An 18,733-nucleotide genomic window follows, 5' to 3' on the forward strand; every position below is an offset into this window, starting at 1 on the left:
ATCTGATCCTTACTGGTCCTTACTTCCCCCGACTGCGTGCACCGCCGGAGCGCTTCGGGCCACCCTGCCCTCGGCCGCGTCCGCCGCCTCGCCCGGCGCCGGAACGGCCGCCCCGCGGGCTCCTGCGCTCGGACGCGCCCTCGCCCTGGCCCCGCCAGGTGCTCGTGGTCGTCCGCCGCTGGTGCCGTCGGCCGGCGCCGCCCCGGCTCCCGGATGCGGCCCCTGCGGCGCCCTCGCCGTCCTGGTCGTAGACGGAGCGCCGCGCCTCGTTCTCGCGGCGCACCTCGGCGCGCCGCTGGTCGGCTCCCCTGCCGCCTCGGATGTCGAGGCGGCGCGGGGCACCCTTGTGCTTGATCATCGCGGGATCCTCCGCGGGTTCGCCCGACGGGGCCCTGCCGCCCACGAAGCGGAGCACCTCATCGTTCTCAGAGGCCACATCATGCCATTGGACGGGGGCTTCCGCTGCATCCAGGAGCCGCGACACGCCGTCCTTCTGGTGCGGAAGGACAAGGGTGACCACGATGCCGTGCGCGCCGGCGCGGGCGGTGCGACCCGACCGGTGCACGTAGTCCTTCGCCGTCTCCGGCGGGTCCACGTGCAGGACGAGGGAGACGTCGTCGATGTGGATGCCGCGCGCCGCAACGTCCGTGGCGACGAGGACGTCGTAAGCGCCGTTGCGGAAGCCGGCCAGGACATTGGTGCGCATTCCCTGCTGCTTGGAGCCGTGCAGGGCGGCGGCGGCCACGCCCACCTCCACCAGTTCCTGGGCGACGCGCTCCGCGCCCAGCTGCGTGCGGGTGAAGATGAGGGTGCGGCCGTCCCTCGCGGCGATCTGCGCGGTGATCTCCCGTTTGCGCTTGGGGTTGATGGCGTACGCCTCGTGCCGCATCGTCTTCACAGCGGCGGCCACCGGAGTGGTCTCGTGGGTGACGGGGTCCACGAGGAAGTCGTCGACGATCCGCTCCACCTGGTCGTCGAGCGTGGCGGAGAACAGCATCTTCTGCGTTCCCATGGGGATGTTCGCGAGGATCTCCCCGATCTGCGGCAGGAAGCCGAGGTCGGCCATGTGGTCCGCCTCGTCGATCACGGTGGTCTCGATGCAGTCCAGTCCGAGGTCGCCGCGGATCGCGAGGTCCTTCACACGGCCGGGTGTGGCGACGATGATCGCGACTCCGCGCCTCAGCGCCTCGGCCTGCTTCTCGATGTTCATCCCGCCGGCCACCAGCTGCGCGCGGATGCCGACTGCGCGGGCGAACGGGTGGATGGTGTCGACGACCTGCACCGCCAGCTCGCGCGTGGGCACCAGCACGATGCCGAGCGGGCGCCGCTTGTGCACCCGTCGGCCGCGGAAGCGCGCCGTCATCGCGAGGGTGAACGCGAGGGTCTTGCCGCTGCCGGTCTCAGCGCGGGCGAGGACGTCGCGGCCCGCGAGCGCGTCGGGGAGGATCGCCTCCTGGATCTCGAAGGCGCGGGTGAAGCCGTGGTAGTCGAGTTCGTTGATCAGCTCGGTGGGCAGGGCCATGTCCTCGAAGGGCGTCCCCTTGGAGCGGCGGTTCTTCGCTTTCGGCATCGGTTCCTCCTCTGCGGGCCGGCGCGGCGCGGGTCTGCTGTTCCTCATGCGGGCCGACGGGGCCCTGCCGGCAGGCGCCGGTGAACTCCCCCAGTATCGCAGGAACGGGGCCGGTGGGCCCTGAGCGTGACAGGCCCGTCGCCCCTGCGCGGATGCGGCGAACGCCTCACTGACCGCGGGCGCTTCCGGTGGGACAATGGGGGCATCATGATGCGAACACTGATGACCTCGAAGATCCACCGCGCCACCGTCACCCAGGCGGACCTGCACTATGTCGGCTCCGTGACGGTGGACGCCGACCTGCTGGACGCCGCCGGACTCATGGAGAACGAGAAGGTCGCGATCGTCGACATCACCAATGGTGCCCGTCTCGAGACCTATGTCATCCGCGGGGAGCACGGCACCGGCGAGATCAAGGTGAACGGCGCGGCCGCCCACCTGGTGCATCCCGGTGACCTCGTCATCCTCATCGCCTACGGGCTGATGGATGACGCGGAGGCCGCGGTGCATGAGCCGCGCGTGGTGCACGTGGACGAGAACAACCGCATCGTGGGCATCGGGACCGATCCCGCGCAGCCCGTCCCGGGGATGCCGGGCCAGATCGCGTCGCGGTGAGCCGGCGATCCTGAATGCTCGGAGTTCTCAGCGGCTTCTTCATCATTTCGGTCCTGATCGCGGTCGGCATCGCCGCTGGCCTGACCGGGATCCTCGGCCCGCAGGGGCGGTTCGTGCTGAACCGCATCACCTATTTCGTGGGGACGCCCGCGCTGGTGTTCACCTCACTGATGGATTCGGACCTCTCGATGGTGCTGTCGCCGCATTTCGCTATCGCAGCGATTGCGGCGTTCATGACCGTGGCGCTGACGGGGGCGGCTGCGCAGTTGCTGCTGCGTCGGCGCCCCGAGCACACCCTGGTGACGGCGGTCAGCGCCTCGATGGTGAACTCCGCGAACATGGGCTTCCCGCTGGCGGCGTACGTGCTGGGCGATGTGGCGTTCGCACTGCCGATCGTGCTGTTCCAGATGGCGCTCTTCACCCCGATGTTCCAGTTCGTCCTGCATGCGGTGAAGAGCGGGCAGCGGCCGTCGCTGAAGGCGTTCGCGGCGAACGTTGCGGCGAACCCGACGATCATCGCGGCGGCGATCGGCATCGCTCTGCTGGCGGCGGGGGGGAGCCTGCCCGCGTTCGCCATGGAGCCGATCGAGATCCTGGGCGGGCTGTCGATCCCCGGTCTGCTGATCAGCTTCGGCATGTCGCTGGTGGCCTCGAAGCCGCTCGCGAAGACCGATGGGGTGCGCGCTGATGTGTTTCTGGCGAGCGCGTTCAAGCTGATCGTGATGCCGCTGGTGGCGTTCGGTGCGGCGGCGGTGCTGTTCGGGCTGTCCGGTCATGCGCTGTTCGCGGCGGTCGTGATGGCGGCTCTGCCGACGGCGCAGAACGTGTACGTGACGGCGGCGCACTATGAGACGGCGGAGGAGGTCTCGCGCGATACGGCGCTGGTGACCTCGATCGGCACGATGCTGGTGCTGCTGGCGGTCAGCCCCTTCTTCACCTGAGGGCCGCGCCTCTCCCCGCTCTCCCGCGCGGGGCTCTCAGCGCAGCGCCTTGAACAGGTCGAGGGCGAGGACGGTGCGGTCACGGGCACCGGTTTTGCGCAGCAGAGCGGAGATGTGGTTGCGGACCGTCCCCTCGGCGAGGAACAGCTGCGCGGCGATCTCCTGGTTGGAGCACCCGTCGGCCACCTTTTCGGCAACGCGCCGCTCGGTCGGGGTGAGGACGGTCAGGATGCCCTCCTCCCCCTCTCCGGACGGTGGCGGGGAGTACGCGGCGCGGGCGACGCGCGGGGCGATCACCATGCCGCCGCCGACGGCTGCGCGCAGCGCGTCGGCGAGGGTGGTGGTCGAGGAGTCCTTCAGGAGGAAGCCGGCAGCTCCGGCGGCGATGGCGCCCTGCACGAGGTCGGGTTCGTCGAAGGTGGTGAGCACCAGCACCGGCAGGCCGGGGTGGCGGTCGGCAACGGCCCGGACGAGGTCGATTCCGTCCATGTGGGGCATCTTCGCGTCGGTGAGGACAGCATCGACCTCGGTGGTGGTGAGCAGGGCGAGCGCTTCGCGTCCGTCGGCGGCCTGGGCCGCCACGTCGATGCCGTCCTCGGTGCCGAGCAGGAGGGTGAGCCCGCGGCGCAGCAGCTGCTGGTCGTCGACCACGAGGACACGCAGGGGCGGACGGTCGGTGGAGGTCATGCTGGGGCTCCTTCGGTGGTGGCGAGGGCCTCGCCCGCGGGGACGGTGACGGTGAGGCGGAAGACCCGCCCGCCTCCCTCACCTGCCGGGCGGGCGTCGGCGGTGAGGGTGCCGCCGAGGATGCGGGCGGCGCGGGTGAGGCCGGTGAGTCCGATGCCGCGGTGCTCGGCGGGCAGGAGGCCGACGGGTGCGTCCGCAGCGGGGTTCTGGACAGTGACGGTGACGGTGCCCTCAGCGCGGTCGTGGTGGATGTCGATGGTGACATGGTCGGCGCGGGCATGCCGCAGGGCGTTGGTGAGGCCCTCCTGGACGGTGCGCAGCGACAGGCGCTCCATCGGTTCGGTGAGGGCGGCGCCGGCGAGGTCCTCGGTGAGGGTGACGGTGAGGCCGGTGCGTTCGAAGGAGGCGACGGCGTCCTCAACAGCGGCGATGCCGTGGGAGCCGTCGCGGCGGATGGGGCTGAGGGCCCGCACCCAGGTGCGCATCTCCCCCATGGCGTCGGAGGCGGTGGTCCGGGCGGTGGCGATCTCCTGCCAGGCCGCCTCGGGTGCGCGGTCGCGCATCCGCTGCGCGAATTCGAGGCTCATGCCGATGAGGGTGAGGCGGTGGCCGAGCCCGTCGTGGAGTTCGGCGGCGGCTCGTGCCCGTTCTTCGGCGAGCATGAGATCGCGTTCGGCGACGCTGCGGCGCGCCAGTTCCTGCAGGGCGCGGTCGCGCTGCGCGACGGCGCGGCGCTCCTCCTCCACGAGGGTCGCGTAGCGGGCGAGGATGACGCCGAGGATGGTGCCGAGGGCGTACACCATCGCCACGGGCAGCACGTTCAGAACAGCGTGGAGGACGGGCGTGCCGAACAGGAGCGGCCCGGCGGCGATGCTGACGGCGGCGTCGATGGCAACGGCAGCAAGGGAGATCCGCCAGGAGGCGTCGAGCACGAGGAGCAGAGTGGAGAGGATCAGCGCTGGTGCGTACAGGCCCAGGTGGCCGAGGAGGGCGCCGGCGGCGAGCAGCGCGAAGACGAGGATCGCCAGCGCGGACCGGATGCGCCTGCTGGTGAGGCTGCGCCGCAGGACCCACAGCAGACCGACGCTGGCTGTGATCGCCGCGATGCCGGTGGCGATCGGTGCGGAAGCGGCGGTGAAGACGGGGGCCGACGGGTCCTCGAGCGCATCGGGGTTCGCGAACTGCAGCACCCCCAGCAGGTAGCAGAACAGGGCTCCGGCCTGCAGGAGCGGCAGGGCGCGGGTGGGGTCGGCGGTGCTCTCTGGTCGGGTCACGGCATGAGCCTATGCGCGGCGGCCGTGCACTGACCCATGACACGGGTCATGGGTGTCGGTGACGAGCGGCACTGAAGCCCCAGGGGCACCGATTCCTAGCGTGGAGGTCATGACATCTCAGCCTCCCTCCCCCACCGTTCAGCCCCGCCTTCCGATGTGGGTGCGCATCCTGCTGACCCTTGCCGTGTTCACTGCGGCGCCAGCCGCGCCGATGCTGGTGCTCGCGCTCCTGCCCGATGCCCATGCCGACTTCGTCGGCGCCGACGACGCCGCGCATATGCGCATCGCACTTCTGGTGTGGCCGCTGGCGCTGGTGGTGTTCGTCGGCGGCTCCATGGCGCTGGTGCGCTGGGCTGACCGTCGCCCGGTCGGCGACCTGGGGCTGCGACCGGGGCCGCGTGCTCTCATCGCCCTGGTCGTCGGCACCGCCGTCTCCGTGGCGATCGCCGCTGCCGCCACCGCGGGCTGGCTGCTGGTGGAGCCGGTGCTGGCGTCCCCGGCGGGGCCCGCCACGGCGGAGGAGGCCGCGCTCGGCGCCCCCGCCGCTCTGGCGCAGATCCCCGCCTGGCTGCTGCTCGCCTACATCCTGGTTCGGTCCTTCGTTCTGCAGGGCATCGGCGAGGAGGTGCTGATGCGCGGCTATCTGCTTCAGTCGCTGCGGTCACGGCCCCGTCGGGCAGTGTTCATCGCCGCGGTGGTGTTCACCCTGCCGCATCTGGGGAGCTCGGGCGGCCAGCAGGGTCTGATCGGGCACCTGTCGTATCTGACGATCCCGTTCGGGTTCTCCCTCACCGCCGCCGCCCTCGGGATCCTGCTGCGCAGCGTCTGGGCCGCGGCCGGCATCCACGGCGGCTTCCATCTCGGCATGGCGGTGCTCGGCGTGGGCGGGGCTCCGCTCACCTCCCCCTGGATGTTCCTCATCCTGGGAGCGGCGCACGTCCTGGTGGGCCTCGTCCTGCTCAGCCGCGTCAGCCCGGCGCGCTGGGCTGAGGTCGCCGTGCGCGGCCCGTACGCCCATCCGGTGCACGGCTCGATCTGAGAGCATGACGGTTCACCGTGACTGCTGTGTGGAGGAGATCGGATCGTGCACCTGTACTTCGTCTGCTGGGGGAACATCTGCCGCAGCCCGATGGCTGAGCGCATCGCGCAGGAGTGCGCCCGCGAGCATCTGACCGCCTCCGAGCTGGAGGAGCTGAGCATCGAATCCTTCGGCGTGTCCAGCGAGGAGCTCGGCAATCCCATCGACCACCGCGCCCGGGTGGAGCTGCGCCGCCACGGCATCGATGCGGACAACCACCGGGCCCGTCAGATCACCGAGCACGATGTGCGGGAGGCGGACCTCATCATCGCGGCGGAGGACTTCCACCTGGAGCGTCTGCGCGCCCTCGGCGCCCGCGAAAACCAGATCGCTCTGGTCACCGACTTCGTCCCCGGTGCGGATGCGGGCGACCCGCTGCCGGACCCGTGGTACGGCGGGGCGGAGAACTTCACCTCCACCATGAACGTGCTGAACGAGGCGATGCCGCACATCTTCGCGGCCGTGAAGGAGCGCCTGCAGGCGTGAGGTGATCCGCGCTGGACCGATCCGGTGTCCAGCGGGCGGCTTCGGTAGTCTGGGAGCACCGCCAACGCCGGCTGCTCCCCCACCCCACCGGGATGCTCACCCATCCAGCTGGGCCCCTGTGCGCGGGAGCATCCGTCGGCCGACCCGCTCAGACGCACAAGGATTGGGATGACTGACGCACCGCATCGCTACAACGCCGATCTCGCCGGCTCCATTGAGGAGCGCTGGCAGGCCTTCTGGAAGGACAACGGCAGCTTCCACGCCGTGGACCCCGAGGGCGAGTTCGCCGGCGACGGCTCCCCGCTCCCGGAGAAGTCCTTCATCATGGACATGTTCCCCTACCCCTCCGGCAAGGGTCTGCACGTGGGGCACCCCCTGGGCTACATCGCCACCGACGTGCTGGCCCGCTACGAGCGGATGAAGGGCAAGAACGTCCTGTACACGATGGGCTACGACGCGTTCGGCCTGCCCGCTGAGCAGTACGCCATCGAGACCGGCACCCACCCGCGCACCACCACTGACGAGAACGTGGCGAACATGTCCCGCCAGCTGTTCCGCCTCGGCCTCTCGCATGACCTGCGCCGCGCCCTGCGCACCACCGACGCCGACTTCGTGAAGTGGACGCAGTGGATCTTCCTGCAGCTGTTCGAGTCCTGGTACGACCCGACGGCCGAGAACGTCGACGGCGTCACCGGCCGCGCCCGCCCCATCAGCGAACTGAAGGGCGCGATCCAGAACCGCGAGGTGGATCCGTGGGCGATGGCGGAGAGGCTCGGCATCGAGCTGCCGCAGCACTGGATCGAGCGCAAGCCCTCCCCGAAGCACTGGATCGAGGGCGACTCCACCCCGTTCGACTTCCTGGTGCAGTACACCCCCGAGCAGATGCAGGAGCTGGTGGACTCCTTCCGCCTCGCCTACATCTCCGACACCCCGGTCAACTGGTGCCCGGGACTCGGCACCGTGCTGGCGAACGAGGAGGTCACCGCCGACGGGCGCTCCGAGCGCGGCAACTACCCGGTCTTCAAGCGCCGCCTGCGTCAGTGGAACATGCGCATCACCGCCTACGCGGACCGCCTCGTGGACGATCTGGACCGCGTGGACTGGCCGGAGTCGATCAAGCTGATGCAGCGCAACTGGATCGGCCGCAGCCACGGCGCCCAGGTGCGCTTCCGCTTCGCCGACGCCCCGTCCGCCCTCGCCGGCGGCGAGTTCGACGTGTTCACCACCCGCGCCGACACCCTCTTCGGCGCCACCTTCTGTGCGCTCTCCCCCGAACACGCTCTGATGGCGGACCCGTCGGCCCTACCCGACTCCTGGCCGGACGGCACGAAGGACGCCTGGACCGGCGGCGCCGCCACACCCGCCGAGGCGGTCCGCGCCTACCAGCAGCGCGCCGCCTCCCTCACCGACGACGACCGCACCGACGAGGACCGCCCCAAGACCGGCGTGTTCACCGGCCTGTTCGCCGTCAACCCGATGGACGGGCGGAAGATCCCCGTGTTCGTCGCCGACTACGTGCTCATCGGCTACGGCACCGGCGCCGTCATGGCGGTGCCGGCCGAGGACGAGCGCGACTACGCGTTCGCTTCGGCGTACGACCTCGACATCATCCGCACCGTCCAGGTCCCGGACGACTTCGAGGAGGGCCGGGCCTACACCGGTGACGGCGAGAAGATCAACTCCCGCAGCGACGAGCTGGACCTCAACGGCCTCGGCATCGACGACGCGAAGCAGAAGGCCCTCGAGTACGCGATCGAGAAGGGCTTCGGCCGCGCCCGCACCACGTACCGTCTGCGCGACTGGCTGTTCTCCCGCCAGCGCTACTGGGGTGAGCCGTTCCCCATCGTGTACGCCAAGGACGACCCCACCACCCCGATCCCGCTGCCGATGGAGCACCTGCCCGTGCCGCTGCCGGAGCTGGACGACTTCTCCCCCACCGCGCTGGATCCGAACGACACCGACACGGAGCCGCAGACCCCGCTGAGCCGCAACCAGGACTGGGTGAACGTGCGTCTGGACCTCGGCGACGGCGAGAAGGACTACATCCGCGAAACGAACACGATGCCGAACTGGGCCGGCTCCTCCTGGTACGAGCTGCGCTACACCGACCCCACGAACGAGGATGAGCTCACCTCCCGCGCGAACGAGGAGTACTGGATGGGGCCGCGCAGTGAGGGCTCCGTGGGCGGTGTGGACCTGTACGTGGGCGGTGTGGAGCACGCCGTGCTGCACCTGCTGTACGCCCGCTTCTGGCACAAGGTCCTGTTCGACCTCGGCCACCTGTCCAGCCAGGAGCCGTTCCATCGCCTGTTCAACCAGGGCTACGTGCAGGCCTACGCCTACACCGACGCCCGCGGCGTGTACGTCCCCGCTGAGGAGGTCGTAGAGGAGGCCGACGGCACCTTCACCTACAACGGCGAGAGGGTCTCCCAGGAGTACGGCAAGATGGGCAAGTCGCTGAAGAACTCGGTGACCCCGGACGACATGTACGCCCAGTTCGGCGCGGACACCTTCCGCGTGTACGAGATGTCGATGGGCCCTCTTGACCAGTCCCGTCCGTGGGAGACCCGCGCCGTGGTCGGCGCTCAGCGCTTCCTGCAGCGCCTGTGGCGCCTCGTCATCGACGAGGAGACCGGTGAGGTCATCGCCGGTGACGGCGAGGCCGACGCTGCCACCCTCAAGGCCCTGCACACCACGATCGATGCGGTCACCGTGGAGATGGACAACATGCGGTTCAACACCGCGATCTCCAAGATGATCGAACTGGTCAACCAGCTCACGAAGCTGATGACCGCCGGCACCGCGGTTCCGCGCAGCGTGGTGGAGCCGCTGATCCTGATGGCGGCGCCGCTGGCGCCGCACATCGCGGAGGAGATGTGGCACCGCCTGGGCCACGAGGAGCCCCTGGTGCGGGCGCCGTACCCGTCGGCCGATGAGGCCTACCTCGGCGCGGACGAGATCACCGCGGTGGTCCAGGTGAAGGGCAAGGTCCGCCACCGCCTGCAGGTGCCGGCGGACATCACCGCCGAGGACCTCGAGGCCCGCGTGATGGCCGAGGACCGTGTGAAGGAGCTGCTGGAGGGCCAGGAGCTGCGCAAGGTGATCGTGCGCGCCCCGAAGCTCGTCAACCTGGTGATCTGAGGCGGCGCCGGGGCCGTGCGACACCGATATCACCCCCTGCCTCAATAATTCAGCCCCAAATCTCCCGACAACCAGACTGACGAGAATATAGGCCGGGCCATCGCTCACGTGATGGCCCGGCCTACTCGTACAGAGGGGAGTCAGAGGCGTCGTCCGCTCCCAACACCCCGAATCACGGGAACAGTGAAGACCCCGGCCACGACTGCGGCGACACCCCAAATGACAATATTATTCGGTAGCAATGCACCGCCGGTCGCGAACGAGAATATCGCTGCCAAGAGGAGCGTAGTCGTCGCGAACATTCCGATGCCGATCAGCCACGCTGTCGTGCGCATACTCCATCCTTTCCGCGAGCAACGTTCAAGATCCAGCACAGACGATTGCGCTACCTGCAAGGGCCGCTGCGATCGCCGCTGGACCACCGACAGCTCTCAAAACGCCCTTGAGCGCGGCGGGCCCCAATCCTCGGACGATGGTTTTCGCTGCGAGCCCCCAGCGATACATCTTTATAGCATCAGCGATGGCAGTCCATGTGCCCGCACTCAATGCGCCTGCTGGGATTCCGAGCGCGCTTAGGACGACGCACTGGGCGTACGACTTTGCACTGGATGCTGACGCCGTTCGATCGCCCGCGATGGCAACCCGACCGTCGGCCATTGCATTGAGCTCGCTTGCCATTTTCTCAAATTTCGGCAACGCGTCACCGTATCCATCGGCAATCACAGCAGAGTCGTGGACTACAAATTTTCCACTCTTGACCGGCATATACCTGGTAAAGAAGTCTTCGAGGCCCTTGGAAATAACCTCGGCGTCCTCTTGCTGATCGCGAGAAAGAGTCAGGCCCTTTTCAGCTGCGGCAGGATCGACACCTGCCCCTTCTGCCCGCGGGGACACCCCAAGCGCAACACTCAACCCCGTTACCTTGTGAGCACCCCGATGGACGGGGTCTGGTCGCTCGGCCGGGTATGGCTTTGTTGCCCTGCCATTGATGGTCCGGGGGGTGTTGCCGCCCGGTCGAGAGACACGCGTTGACCGCTGATAGGGACACGGCCCAGCTCTGTCTGAGGTCTCTTCGTAACGTGGGTGCCGGCATCGGGTGTCGAGACTGCGGCCAGCAGTGATGAGGAGGACAGCGTCATGAACACAGGGTTCGCGGTCGTGATCGGCCTGGACGTCGGGAAGACAGCTCACCACGCGTGCGCACTCGACCCGGAGGGGAACAAGCTGTTCGACAAGCCCCTCCCGCAGGACGAGACCAAACTTCGCGAGCTGTTCACCCAGCTGCAGAACCACGGCGAAGTGCTGCTGGTCGTCGATCAGCCGAACACCATCGGAGCGTTGCCGATCGCGGTGGCCCGGGATACCGGCTGCACAGTCGCCTACCTTCCCGGATTGGCGATGCGGAAGGCCGCGGACCTCTATCCGGGCAGGTCAAAGACCGATGCGCGCGACGCGTTCATCATCGCCGACACGGCCCGCACCATGCCTCACACCCTCCGGCAGGTCGATCGCGACAGCGAGGTCCTCTCCGCACTGAAGGTCCTTGCCGGCTTCGACGAGGACCTCGCCCACGAGACCACAAGGGCGCTGAACCGGATCCGGTCCCTGCTCACCCAGATCCACCCCGCGCTCGAGCGCGTCTTCGCAGGCGGGACCCTCTCGACCGGACTCGTGCTGGACCTGCTGGAGAAGTTCGGCGGACCCACCGGCCTCCGAAGTGCCGGCCGAAGGAAGGTGCTGCGGTTCGCCCGCGCGCATTCACGCCGCGACCCCGAGACGCTGGTCGAGCAGATCTTCACAGCCCTTAGCGAGCAGACCGTCATCGTGCCCGCCACCGCAGCGGTTGAGCTGGTGATCCCCCGAGTCGCTGGCCAGGTTAAAGAGCTGAAAGAACAGCGCGCGACCGTGGCCCACGAAGTGGAGGGCATGCTGGAGGACTTCCCTCTCGCCTCGGTCTTGATGAGCATGCCGGGGATCGGCATCAAGACCGCCGCCCAGATCCTCCTCGCGATCGGTGATGGCTCCGCGTTTGAGTCCGCCAGCCACCTCGCGGCCTATGCCGGGATCGCGCCGGTCACCCGCAGATCAGGCACCTCGATCCGCGGAGAGTTCCCCGCCCGGTCAGGGAACAAACGCCTGAAGAACGCCCTGTTCTACTCCGCCTGGGTCGCCTCCAACCACGACCCCATCTCCAAGGCCTACTACGATCGCAAACGCGCCGAAGGCAAACGGCACAACGCCGCCGTGATCTGCCTAGCCCGCCGCCGCTGCAACGTCATCTACGCCATGCTCCGCGACGGCACCTACTACCAGCCACCGACAACCGCCCCTACCCCCGAGCCGACCGCTCTCGCGGCTTGACTCGAAACATAGGGACACCCCCCACTAAGGCGGATGTGGCAAATGCTCGGCGGTCAACTGTCATCCTTGAAGTAGTCACAAAAGATCCTCCTTCGGTGAGAGTGTCTGCCATGCAACGTCGCAGCATTCTCAACTCCGACCCCTCCAGCTAAACACGATCAGGCATTTGGGTCAAGAGATCACCAAGACTGCACAAACAAGGGGTGCATCGGGGGTAAACGAGCTTCTGCCCTGCTCTCAGGGGTGACGGCTCCGAGGCGTGTCATGCGCCAGGTCCTTGCCCTTGGTCTCCGGCATGAACGCCATCACTGCGCAGGAGATGACCAGCAGCGCCACCACGTAGACGCCGAACTGGATCTGGTCGCCCACCCACGTGTTGAGGTACGGGGCGGTGCCGCCGAACAGGGCGATCGCGATCGCGTACGGGATGCCGAAGCCGCTGGCGCGGTTGCCGGTGGAGAACATCTCCGCATACATCGCGGGAGCGTGGGACAGCATGCCGGCCAGCAGCACGAGCTGCACGACGATCGCCACGACCAGCTGCCAGAACTCACCCTGGATCAGCAGAATCAGCGGAATGTACAGCACGGCGGTGCCCAGCAGGCCGCCGATGGCGCAGGGCCTGCGGCCGATGCGATCGGAGAGCGCGCCCCACACCGGCAGGGCGAGGATGAGCGCAATGTTGCCGATCATGGAGGCGAGGAACGCCTCCTGGTCGGTGTAGCCGAGGTTCTGCTTCGCCAGCGCAGCGATGGACACCGACCAGATGTAGTAGGCGACGGTCAGGCCCGCCGTCATGAAGATGACGCGCAGGGCGCGCGAACGGTCCTGCCAGAGGGCCACGAGGACGTTGACCTTCGCCTCCTCCTGCTGCTGGCGCTGCTGCTCCTCTTCGAACACGTCGGACTCCTCCATCGAGGAGCGGATCCACAGCGCCATGAGGCCGAGGACCGCGCCGATCGCGAACGGGATGCGCCAGCCCCAGGCGTTCATCTGCGACTCGGTCAGGATGCTGGAGAGGATGAGGCCGAGCAGCAGGCCGGCGAGCAGGCCGATGGTGCCGGTGACGTAGATGGAGGACGCCCACAGGCCGCGGTGCTCCCGCGGCGAATGCTCCGCGAGGTAGGTCTGGGCGCTGGGAAGCTCGCCGCCGTGGGCGAGGCCCTGCACAAGGCGCGCCACCAGGAGGATCACGGAGGACCACACGCCGACCTGGTCGTAGGTGGGCAGAGCGGCGATCAGCAGGGAGCCGAAGGAGGCGGCGAGGACGGCGACGGTCAGGGCGTGCTTGCGGCCGATGCGGTCACCGATCCAGCCGAAGACGAAGCCGCCGAAGGGGCGGGCCACGAACCCGACGGCGAAGATCGCCATGGTCTGCAGGAACGCCGAGGTCGGGTCGTCGTCGTTGAACGCCTGGGCGGAGAAGTAGACGGCGAAGCTGGCATAGATGTTCCAGTCGAACCATTCGAGGCCGTTGCCGACCCCGGTGCCGAGGATGGTCTTCATCGAGGACTGCTTGGCGGCCGGCTCGGCGGCGCCGACGGATGCTGCTGTATGGGAGCCGTTCGGGGGTGTGCTCTGTTCTCGCATACGCACACTGTAGGTGCCCGGCATCTCATCCGCGTGCTCATCCTTCAGCGTGGACACACGCCCGACACACGAAGCGGCGCCGCACAGATCAGGTCCGTGCGGCGCCGCTGTGTCAGTCGCGAGCGGGATCAGTCCGCTTCCTGCTCCCCGGTGACGGTCAGCGCCAGCGCATCGTCCGCGGCGTCGACGGCCACGGCGATCGTGTCGCCGTCGCGCACCGCGCCCTGCAGGATCAGGCGGGCGAGCTGGTCGCCGATCTCCTTCTGCACCAGACGCTTCAGCGGACGAGCACCGTAGGCGGGGTCGTAGCCCTTCTCGGCGAGCCAGCGCTCCGCCTGCTCGTCGACGTCCAGGCTGATGCGGCGGTCCTCGAGTCGCTGCGCGACCGAGGCGATCTGCAGGCCCACGATGTGGGTGAGTTCGTCGCGGCCGAGCGGATCGAACATGACGATGTCGTCCAGGCGGTTGAGGAACTCCGGTTTGAAGGCGGCGCGCACGGTCGCCATCACGGCGTCCTCGCGGGCCGACGGCTCCATCTCCTGATTCTGCAGGAACTGCGAACCGAGGTTCGAGGTGAGGATCAGGATGGTGCTGCGGAAGTCCACCGTGCGCCCCTGGCCGTCGGTCAGACGGCCGTCGTCCAGGACCTGCAGCAGGATGTCGAAGATGTCCGCGTGGGCCTTCTCCACCTCGTCCAGCAGGACCACCGAGTACGGGCGGCGGCGCACCGCCTCGGTCAGCTGACCGCCCTCGTCATAGCCCACATACCCCGGAGGGGCGCCGACGAGACGGGACACCGAGTGCTTCTCGGCGTACTCCGACATGTCGATGCGGATCATGGCGTGCTCGTCGTCGAAGAGGAACTCGGCGAGGGACTTCGCCAGCTCCGTCTTGCCCACACCCGTGGGACCGAGGAACAGGAAGGATCCCGTCGGCCGGTTCGGGTCGGCGATGCCGGCGCGGGAGCGCCTCACCGCATCCGCCACCTCGGCGACGGCGCGCTTCTGCCCGATGAGGCGCTGCCCGATGATGGACTCCATGTCCAGCAGCTTCTGCGTTTCGCTCTTCAGCAGGCGGCCGGCGGGGATGCCGGTCCAGGCGGAGACGACGTCGGCGATGTCGTCCGGTCCAACCTTGTCCGCCACCAGCGGTGCGCGGTCGTCGACGGTCTCGGCCTGACCGGACTCCTCGGCCTCCTCGGCCTCGGCGAGCTCCTGCTTGAGAGCGGGGATGTCGCCGTAGAGGATCTTGGAGGCGCTCGTCAGGTCGCCGTCGCGCTGGGCGCGGTCGGCCTGCATGCGCAGGTCCTCCAGCTTCGCCTTCAGCTCACCGACCCTGTTCAGGCCGGCCTTCTCGCTCTCCCACCGGGCGGAGAGGGCGTTCATCTCCTCGGTCTTCTCCGCGAGCTGCGACTGGACGTGCTCGAGCTGGGCGCGGGACCCGTCGTCGTCGGAGCCCTGCAGGGCCATCTCCTCCATCTTCAGGCGGTCCACCTGGCGGCGCAGGATGTCCAGCTCCACCGGGGAGGAGTCCAGTTCCATGCGCAGGCGGCTGGCGGCCTCGTCGACCAGGTCGATGGCCTTGTCCGGCAGCTGGCGGGAGGCGATGTAGCGGTCGCTCATCGCGGCTGCCGCGACCAGGGCGGAGTCGGCGATGGTGACCTTGTGGTGCGCCTCGTACTTGTCCTTGAGTCCGCGCAGGATCGTGACGGTGTCCTCCACGGACGGCTCGCCGACGAACACCTGCTGGAAGCGGCGCTCCAGCGCCGGGTCCTTCTCGATGTTCTCGCGGTACTCATCCAGGGTGGTGGCGCCCACCATGCGCAGTTCGCCGCGGGCGAGCATCGGCTTGAGCATGTTGCCGGCGTCCATGGATGAGTCGCCGGTGGAGCCGGCGCCGACCACGGTGTGCAGCTCGTCGATGAAGGTGACGATCTGGCCGTTGGACTGGCGGATCTCGTCGAGGACGGCCTTCATCCGCTCCTCGAACTCGCCGCGGTACTTCGACCCGGCGACCATCGAGGACAGGTCCAGGGCGATGAGGGTCTTGCCCTGCAGGGACTGCGGGACGTCACCGGCGACCATGCGCTGGGCGAGGCCCTCGGCGACAGCGGTTTTGCCGACTCCCGGTTCGCCGATGAGCACGGGGTTGTTCTTGGTGCGGCGGGACAGGACCTGGACCACGCGGCGGATCTCGGCGTCGCGGCCGATCACCGGATCGAGCTTGCCCTCGCGGGCTCGGGCGGTGAGGTCGAGTCCGTACTTCTCGAGGCTCTTGAAGGTGCCTTCGGGGTTGGAGCTGTTCACGGGGGTGCCTCCGGTAAGGGTGGTGATGGCGGCGCGCAGGGCCTCTGCGGTGGCGCCGGAGTCGGTCAGGATGTCGCGGGCGGGGCTGGCGGCGGTGGCGATGCCCAGCAGCAGGTGCTCGGTGGAGATGTAGGGCCGGTCGTCCTCGCCGCGGGCGGCGGCGTCGGTGCGCGCGAGTCCGGCTGCTTCACCGGCTGCTTCGAGGGCGTCGTAGCCGTCGCCCTGCACGGTGGGCTTGACCACGGAAGTGCCGCTGACGCGTGGCAGGCCCTCGAGCTCGCGCTCCACGCCCCTGGTGAGGGACGGGATGTCGACGCCGACCTCCCGGAGGGCGGCGGTCGCGATGGAGTCCTCCTGGCCGAGCAGGGCCTTGAGGATGTGCGCCGCAGTGACGGCGGGGTTGCGGCGGGAGGAGGCGGAGTGCGCTGCCTGCTGCACAGCCTCTTCTGAACGGGTGGTGAAGCGGAAGTCCATTCCACGCACTCCTTTCGCTGGTGTCGTTGACAGTGGATCACAGGCCGGTGGGAGTTCCCACGACCATCACTGAGAACAACGACAGCGAAGTTGAGTCTATTCCGCTCAACCCTGCTGACGGGGCGTTTGCGGCCCAGGTCACAGGCTGAACGGGCCGCTCCCGCGCCGCTGGGTGTTGCTCGCGCGGCCGCGCAGTCGATCCAGCGCCCTGCGCTCCTTCTTCGTGGGCCGGCCGCTCCCCCGTTCCCGTCTCGGCGGCGCCGCGAACAGCTGCGGGGGCGGCGGCGGGGACACGTCCTCGTACGCGCTCTGCGCGATCGGAGCGCCCACCCTCTTCGCCAGGAGGCGCCGCACCACGAAGATCCGCTCATGCCCGGGCCGACGGATCCTCACCTCATCGCCCACCGCCACCTTCGCCGACGCCTTCGGCACCTCGGAGTTCAGCCGCACATGACCGGCGGTGATCAGGCTCTTCGCCGCCGAACGGGTCTTCGCCAGCCGCACCGCATGCAGCCACACGTCCAGGCGTGCGGAGCTCGGATCGGAGGCGGCGGCGGGGCGGTTCATGCGGCCCACCCTACCGAGCAGGTGAGCGTCCACGGCGCCGTTCGCGCGTGCCGGGCGGACCCCCGGCACTGTTCAGGAAGCATCCCTAGACTCACGGGGACGGAACCCACAGAAGGAGCGGATGCGAGCGTGCCCCAGAGATTCGCGAAGTACTACGCTCCCGGCACAGCGCGCACGGTCACCCCGGAGTTCACCAACGTCCCCGCCGCCATCACCGCGGCCGCCGAGCGGTTCGCGTCGTCGGTCGCCCTCGACTTCCAGGGCCGGACCCTCACCTATCGGCAGCTCGGACAGCAGATCGACATCGCCGCGCAGGGGCTGCTGGACCGCGGCATCCGCAAGGGCGACCGCGTCAGCCTCCTGCTGCCGATGAGCCTGGACGCCGTCATCGCCTTCCATGCCGTTCTGCGGATCGGCGCCGTGGTCGTGCAGCACTCCCCGCACACCCCCGCCGCTCAGCTGTCCCGCTACTTCGACGACTACGAACCGGTGTGCGCCATCGTCTCCGAGGAGCGCCTCGGTGTGCTGACGCGGATCCCGTCGGCCGCGCTGCCGCTGTCCGTGATCGCGGTGCCGCGCCCGCCCTCTCAGCTCGACGTCACGAAGATCTCCCTGACCGGCACCATCTCCACGCTGAAGAGGACCGCCGCCGTCTCCACCGGGAAGCTCGCGCGGCCCTTCATGAAGCGGGAGAAGCCGGCCGAGAAGGGCGGGGCCGACGGGTTCTACGTCGGCAAGTGGCGGAGCGTGCTCACCTCCGCCCGGATCGACGCCGACCACCCCATGCCCAGCGGCGACGACATCGCCCTGATCATGTACGGAGATGAGGGCGGCCGGCACCCCCTCGGGTCGATCATCACCCATGGGAACCTCTGCGCCATGGCCGCCCAGTCGCTGTCGTGGCTGGCGGACACCCAGCCCGGGCAGGAGGCGAGCCTGGCGATGTGGCCGCTGCACTCCGTGGTGGGCGTGGCCGATGCGCTCACCACGAGCCTGTTCCACGGTCGCCGCGTCATCCTCATCCCCGCCTTCGACCGTGCCGCGGTCGCCAAAGCGGTGAAGAAGCATCGGCCGGTGGTCCTCGCCGCCGATACCGAAGTGGTCGACCACCTCGCCGCCCTCGCCCACGACGGCAAGCTCGACATCGCCAGCATCCGCGTGGCCTTCACACCGACGTCGCGCATCACCGAGGAGACCGCCACGAGCTGGCTGGAGGCCACCCACCAGATGCCGACGATCATCGGCTACGGCCTGGAGGAGTCGTGCGTGGTCGCGGCGATCCCCGGCATCAGCCCCCACCCGGAGGCGATCCGCGCCCTCGCCGCGTTCAGCGACTCGCCCGGCATCGTCGGCATCCCCTTCCCCGCCACCCAGATGCGGGTGGTGGATCCCAGCCACCGCGGCCGCGTCCTGCCCACCGGCGACGCCGGCGAACTGATGGTGAAGGGTCCACAGGTGTTCCACGGCTACTGGGGCCGCCCCGACAAGACCTCTGAGGTGCTCACCGGGGACGGCTGGGTCCTCACCGGCGACATGGCCGTGATGGACGCCGACGGGTTCGTGGAGATCCTCGGTCGGGTCAGCTCCGGCAGGAAGCGCGACTGCCCCACCGGCCAGTAGGCGCGGCGCGCTAGGCTGGGCGC

At 68.9% G+C, this 18,733-nt stretch carries 14 protein-coding genes; 7 read left to right on the plus strand and 7 right to left on the minus strand.

Annotated elements, in window-relative coordinates; translation table 11 throughout:
• Positions 1–19: 19 nt before the first annotated feature.
• Positions 20–1,570, minus strand: a complete 1,551-nt coding sequence (locus tag FHX50_RS04770; RefSeq protein ID WP_183374912.1) for a DEAD/DEAH box helicase — start codon at positions 1,568–1,570, stop codon at positions 20–22.
• Between the two features lie 207 nt (positions 1,571–1,777).
• Here FHX50_RS04770 and panD point away from each other — a divergent pair, with 207 nt between their 5' ends.
• Positions 1,778–2,185 (plus strand): aspartate 1-decarboxylase, encoded by a 408-nt coding sequence (gene panD / locus FHX50_RS04775; protein WP_183374914.1) that lies wholly within the window; start codon positions 1,778–1,780, stop codon positions 2,183–2,185.
• Positions 2,186–2,199: 14 nt separating this feature from the next.
• On the plus strand, positions 2,200–3,126 hold the full coding sequence (locus FHX50_RS04780; RefSeq protein ID WP_183374916.1) for an AEC family transporter: 927 nt from the start codon (positions 2,200–2,202) through the stop codon (positions 3,124–3,126).
• Between the two features lie 36 nt (positions 3,127–3,162).
• On the opposite strand, the gene FHX50_RS04785 is transcribed toward FHX50_RS04780, so the two are convergent.
• Both FHX50_RS04785 and FHX50_RS12340 read right to left on the minus strand, forming a co-directional pair.
• Positions 3,163–3,813 (minus strand): response regulator, encoded by a 651-nt coding sequence (locus FHX50_RS04785; protein WP_183374918.1) that lies wholly within the window; start codon positions 3,811–3,813, stop codon positions 3,163–3,165.
• Positions 3,810–5,087 (minus strand): histidine kinase, encoded by a 1,278-nt coding sequence (locus FHX50_RS12340; RefSeq protein ID WP_183374920.1) that lies wholly within the window; start codon positions 5,085–5,087, stop codon positions 3,810–3,812. Before FHX50_RS12340 ends, FHX50_RS04785 begins: the two co-directional genes overlap by 4 nt.
• A gap of 109 nt (positions 5,088–5,196) precedes the next feature.
• Here FHX50_RS12340 and FHX50_RS04795 point away from each other — a divergent pair, with 109 nt between their 5' ends.
• The 3 genes from FHX50_RS04795 to leuS all read left to right on the plus strand — a co-directional run bounded on the left by FHX50_RS04795 (position 5,197) and on the right by leuS (position 9,792).
• Positions 5,197–6,126, plus strand: a complete 930-nt coding sequence (locus FHX50_RS04795; protein ID WP_183374922.1) for a CPBP family intramembrane glutamic endopeptidase — start codon at positions 5,197–5,199, stop codon at positions 6,124–6,126.
• Between the two features lie 45 nt (positions 6,127–6,171).
• Entirely contained in the window at positions 6,172–6,651 is a 480-nt protein-coding gene (locus tag FHX50_RS04800; protein ID WP_183374924.1) for an arsenate reductase/protein-tyrosine-phosphatase family protein, read from the plus strand.
• A 168-nt stretch (positions 6,652–6,819) separates the two neighbouring features.
• On the plus strand, positions 6,820–9,792 hold the full coding sequence (leuS, locus tag FHX50_RS04805; RefSeq protein ID WP_183374926.1) for a leucine--tRNA ligase: 2,973 nt from the start codon (positions 6,820–6,822) through the stop codon (positions 9,790–9,792).
• A gap of 360 nt (positions 9,793–10,152) precedes the next feature.
• On the opposite strand, the gene FHX50_RS04810 is transcribed toward leuS, so the two are convergent.
• Positions 10,153–10,704, minus strand: a complete 552-nt coding sequence (locus FHX50_RS04810; RefSeq protein ID WP_183374928.1) for a hypothetical protein — start codon at positions 10,702–10,704, stop codon at positions 10,153–10,155.
• A gap of 225 nt (positions 10,705–10,929) precedes the next feature.
• Between FHX50_RS04810 and FHX50_RS04815 the strand changes: the two genes are divergently transcribed.
• Entirely contained in the window at positions 10,930–12,153 is a 1,224-nt protein-coding gene (locus FHX50_RS04815) for an IS110 family RNA-guided transposase (RefSeq protein WP_183375385.1), read from the plus strand.
• 237 nt (positions 12,154–12,390) lie between these two features.
• Here FHX50_RS04815 and FHX50_RS04820 read toward each other — a convergent pair whose 3' ends face one another.
• The 3 genes from FHX50_RS04820 to FHX50_RS04830 all read right to left on the minus strand — a co-directional run bounded on the left by FHX50_RS04820 (position 12,391) and on the right by FHX50_RS04830 (position 17,090).
• Positions 12,391–13,743 (minus strand): MFS transporter, encoded by a 1,353-nt coding sequence (locus FHX50_RS04820; protein WP_183374930.1) that lies wholly within the window; start codon positions 13,741–13,743, stop codon positions 12,391–12,393.
• Positions 13,744–13,871: 128 nt separating this feature from the next.
• Positions 13,872–16,523: an ATP-dependent chaperone ClpB gene (gene clpB / locus FHX50_RS04825; RefSeq protein ID WP_183374932.1), complete on the minus strand. Its 2,652-nt coding sequence runs from the start codon at positions 16,521–16,523 to the stop codon at positions 13,872–13,874.
• Positions 16,524–16,661: 138 nt separating this feature from the next.
• The gene (locus FHX50_RS04830; RefSeq protein ID WP_183374934.1) at positions 16,662–17,090 is read right to left on the minus strand and encodes an RNA-binding S4 domain-containing protein; all 429 of its coding nucleotides are present in this window, start codon (positions 17,088–17,090) and stop codon (positions 16,662–16,664) included.
• 129 nt (positions 17,091–17,219) lie between these two features.
• Between FHX50_RS04830 and FHX50_RS04835 the strand changes: the two genes are divergently transcribed.
• On the plus strand, positions 17,220–18,710 hold the full coding sequence (locus tag FHX50_RS04835) for an AMP-binding protein (protein ID WP_183374936.1): 1,491 nt from the start codon (positions 17,220–17,222) through the stop codon (positions 18,708–18,710).
• The last annotated feature ends 23 nt before the right edge of the window (positions 18,711–18,733 follow it).

Origin of the sequence: Helcobacillus massiliensis (assembly GCF_014191425.1) — a bacterium.
Lineage (GTDB): Bacteria > Actinomycetota > Actinomycetes > Actinomycetales > Dermabacteraceae > Helcobacillus > Helcobacillus massiliensis.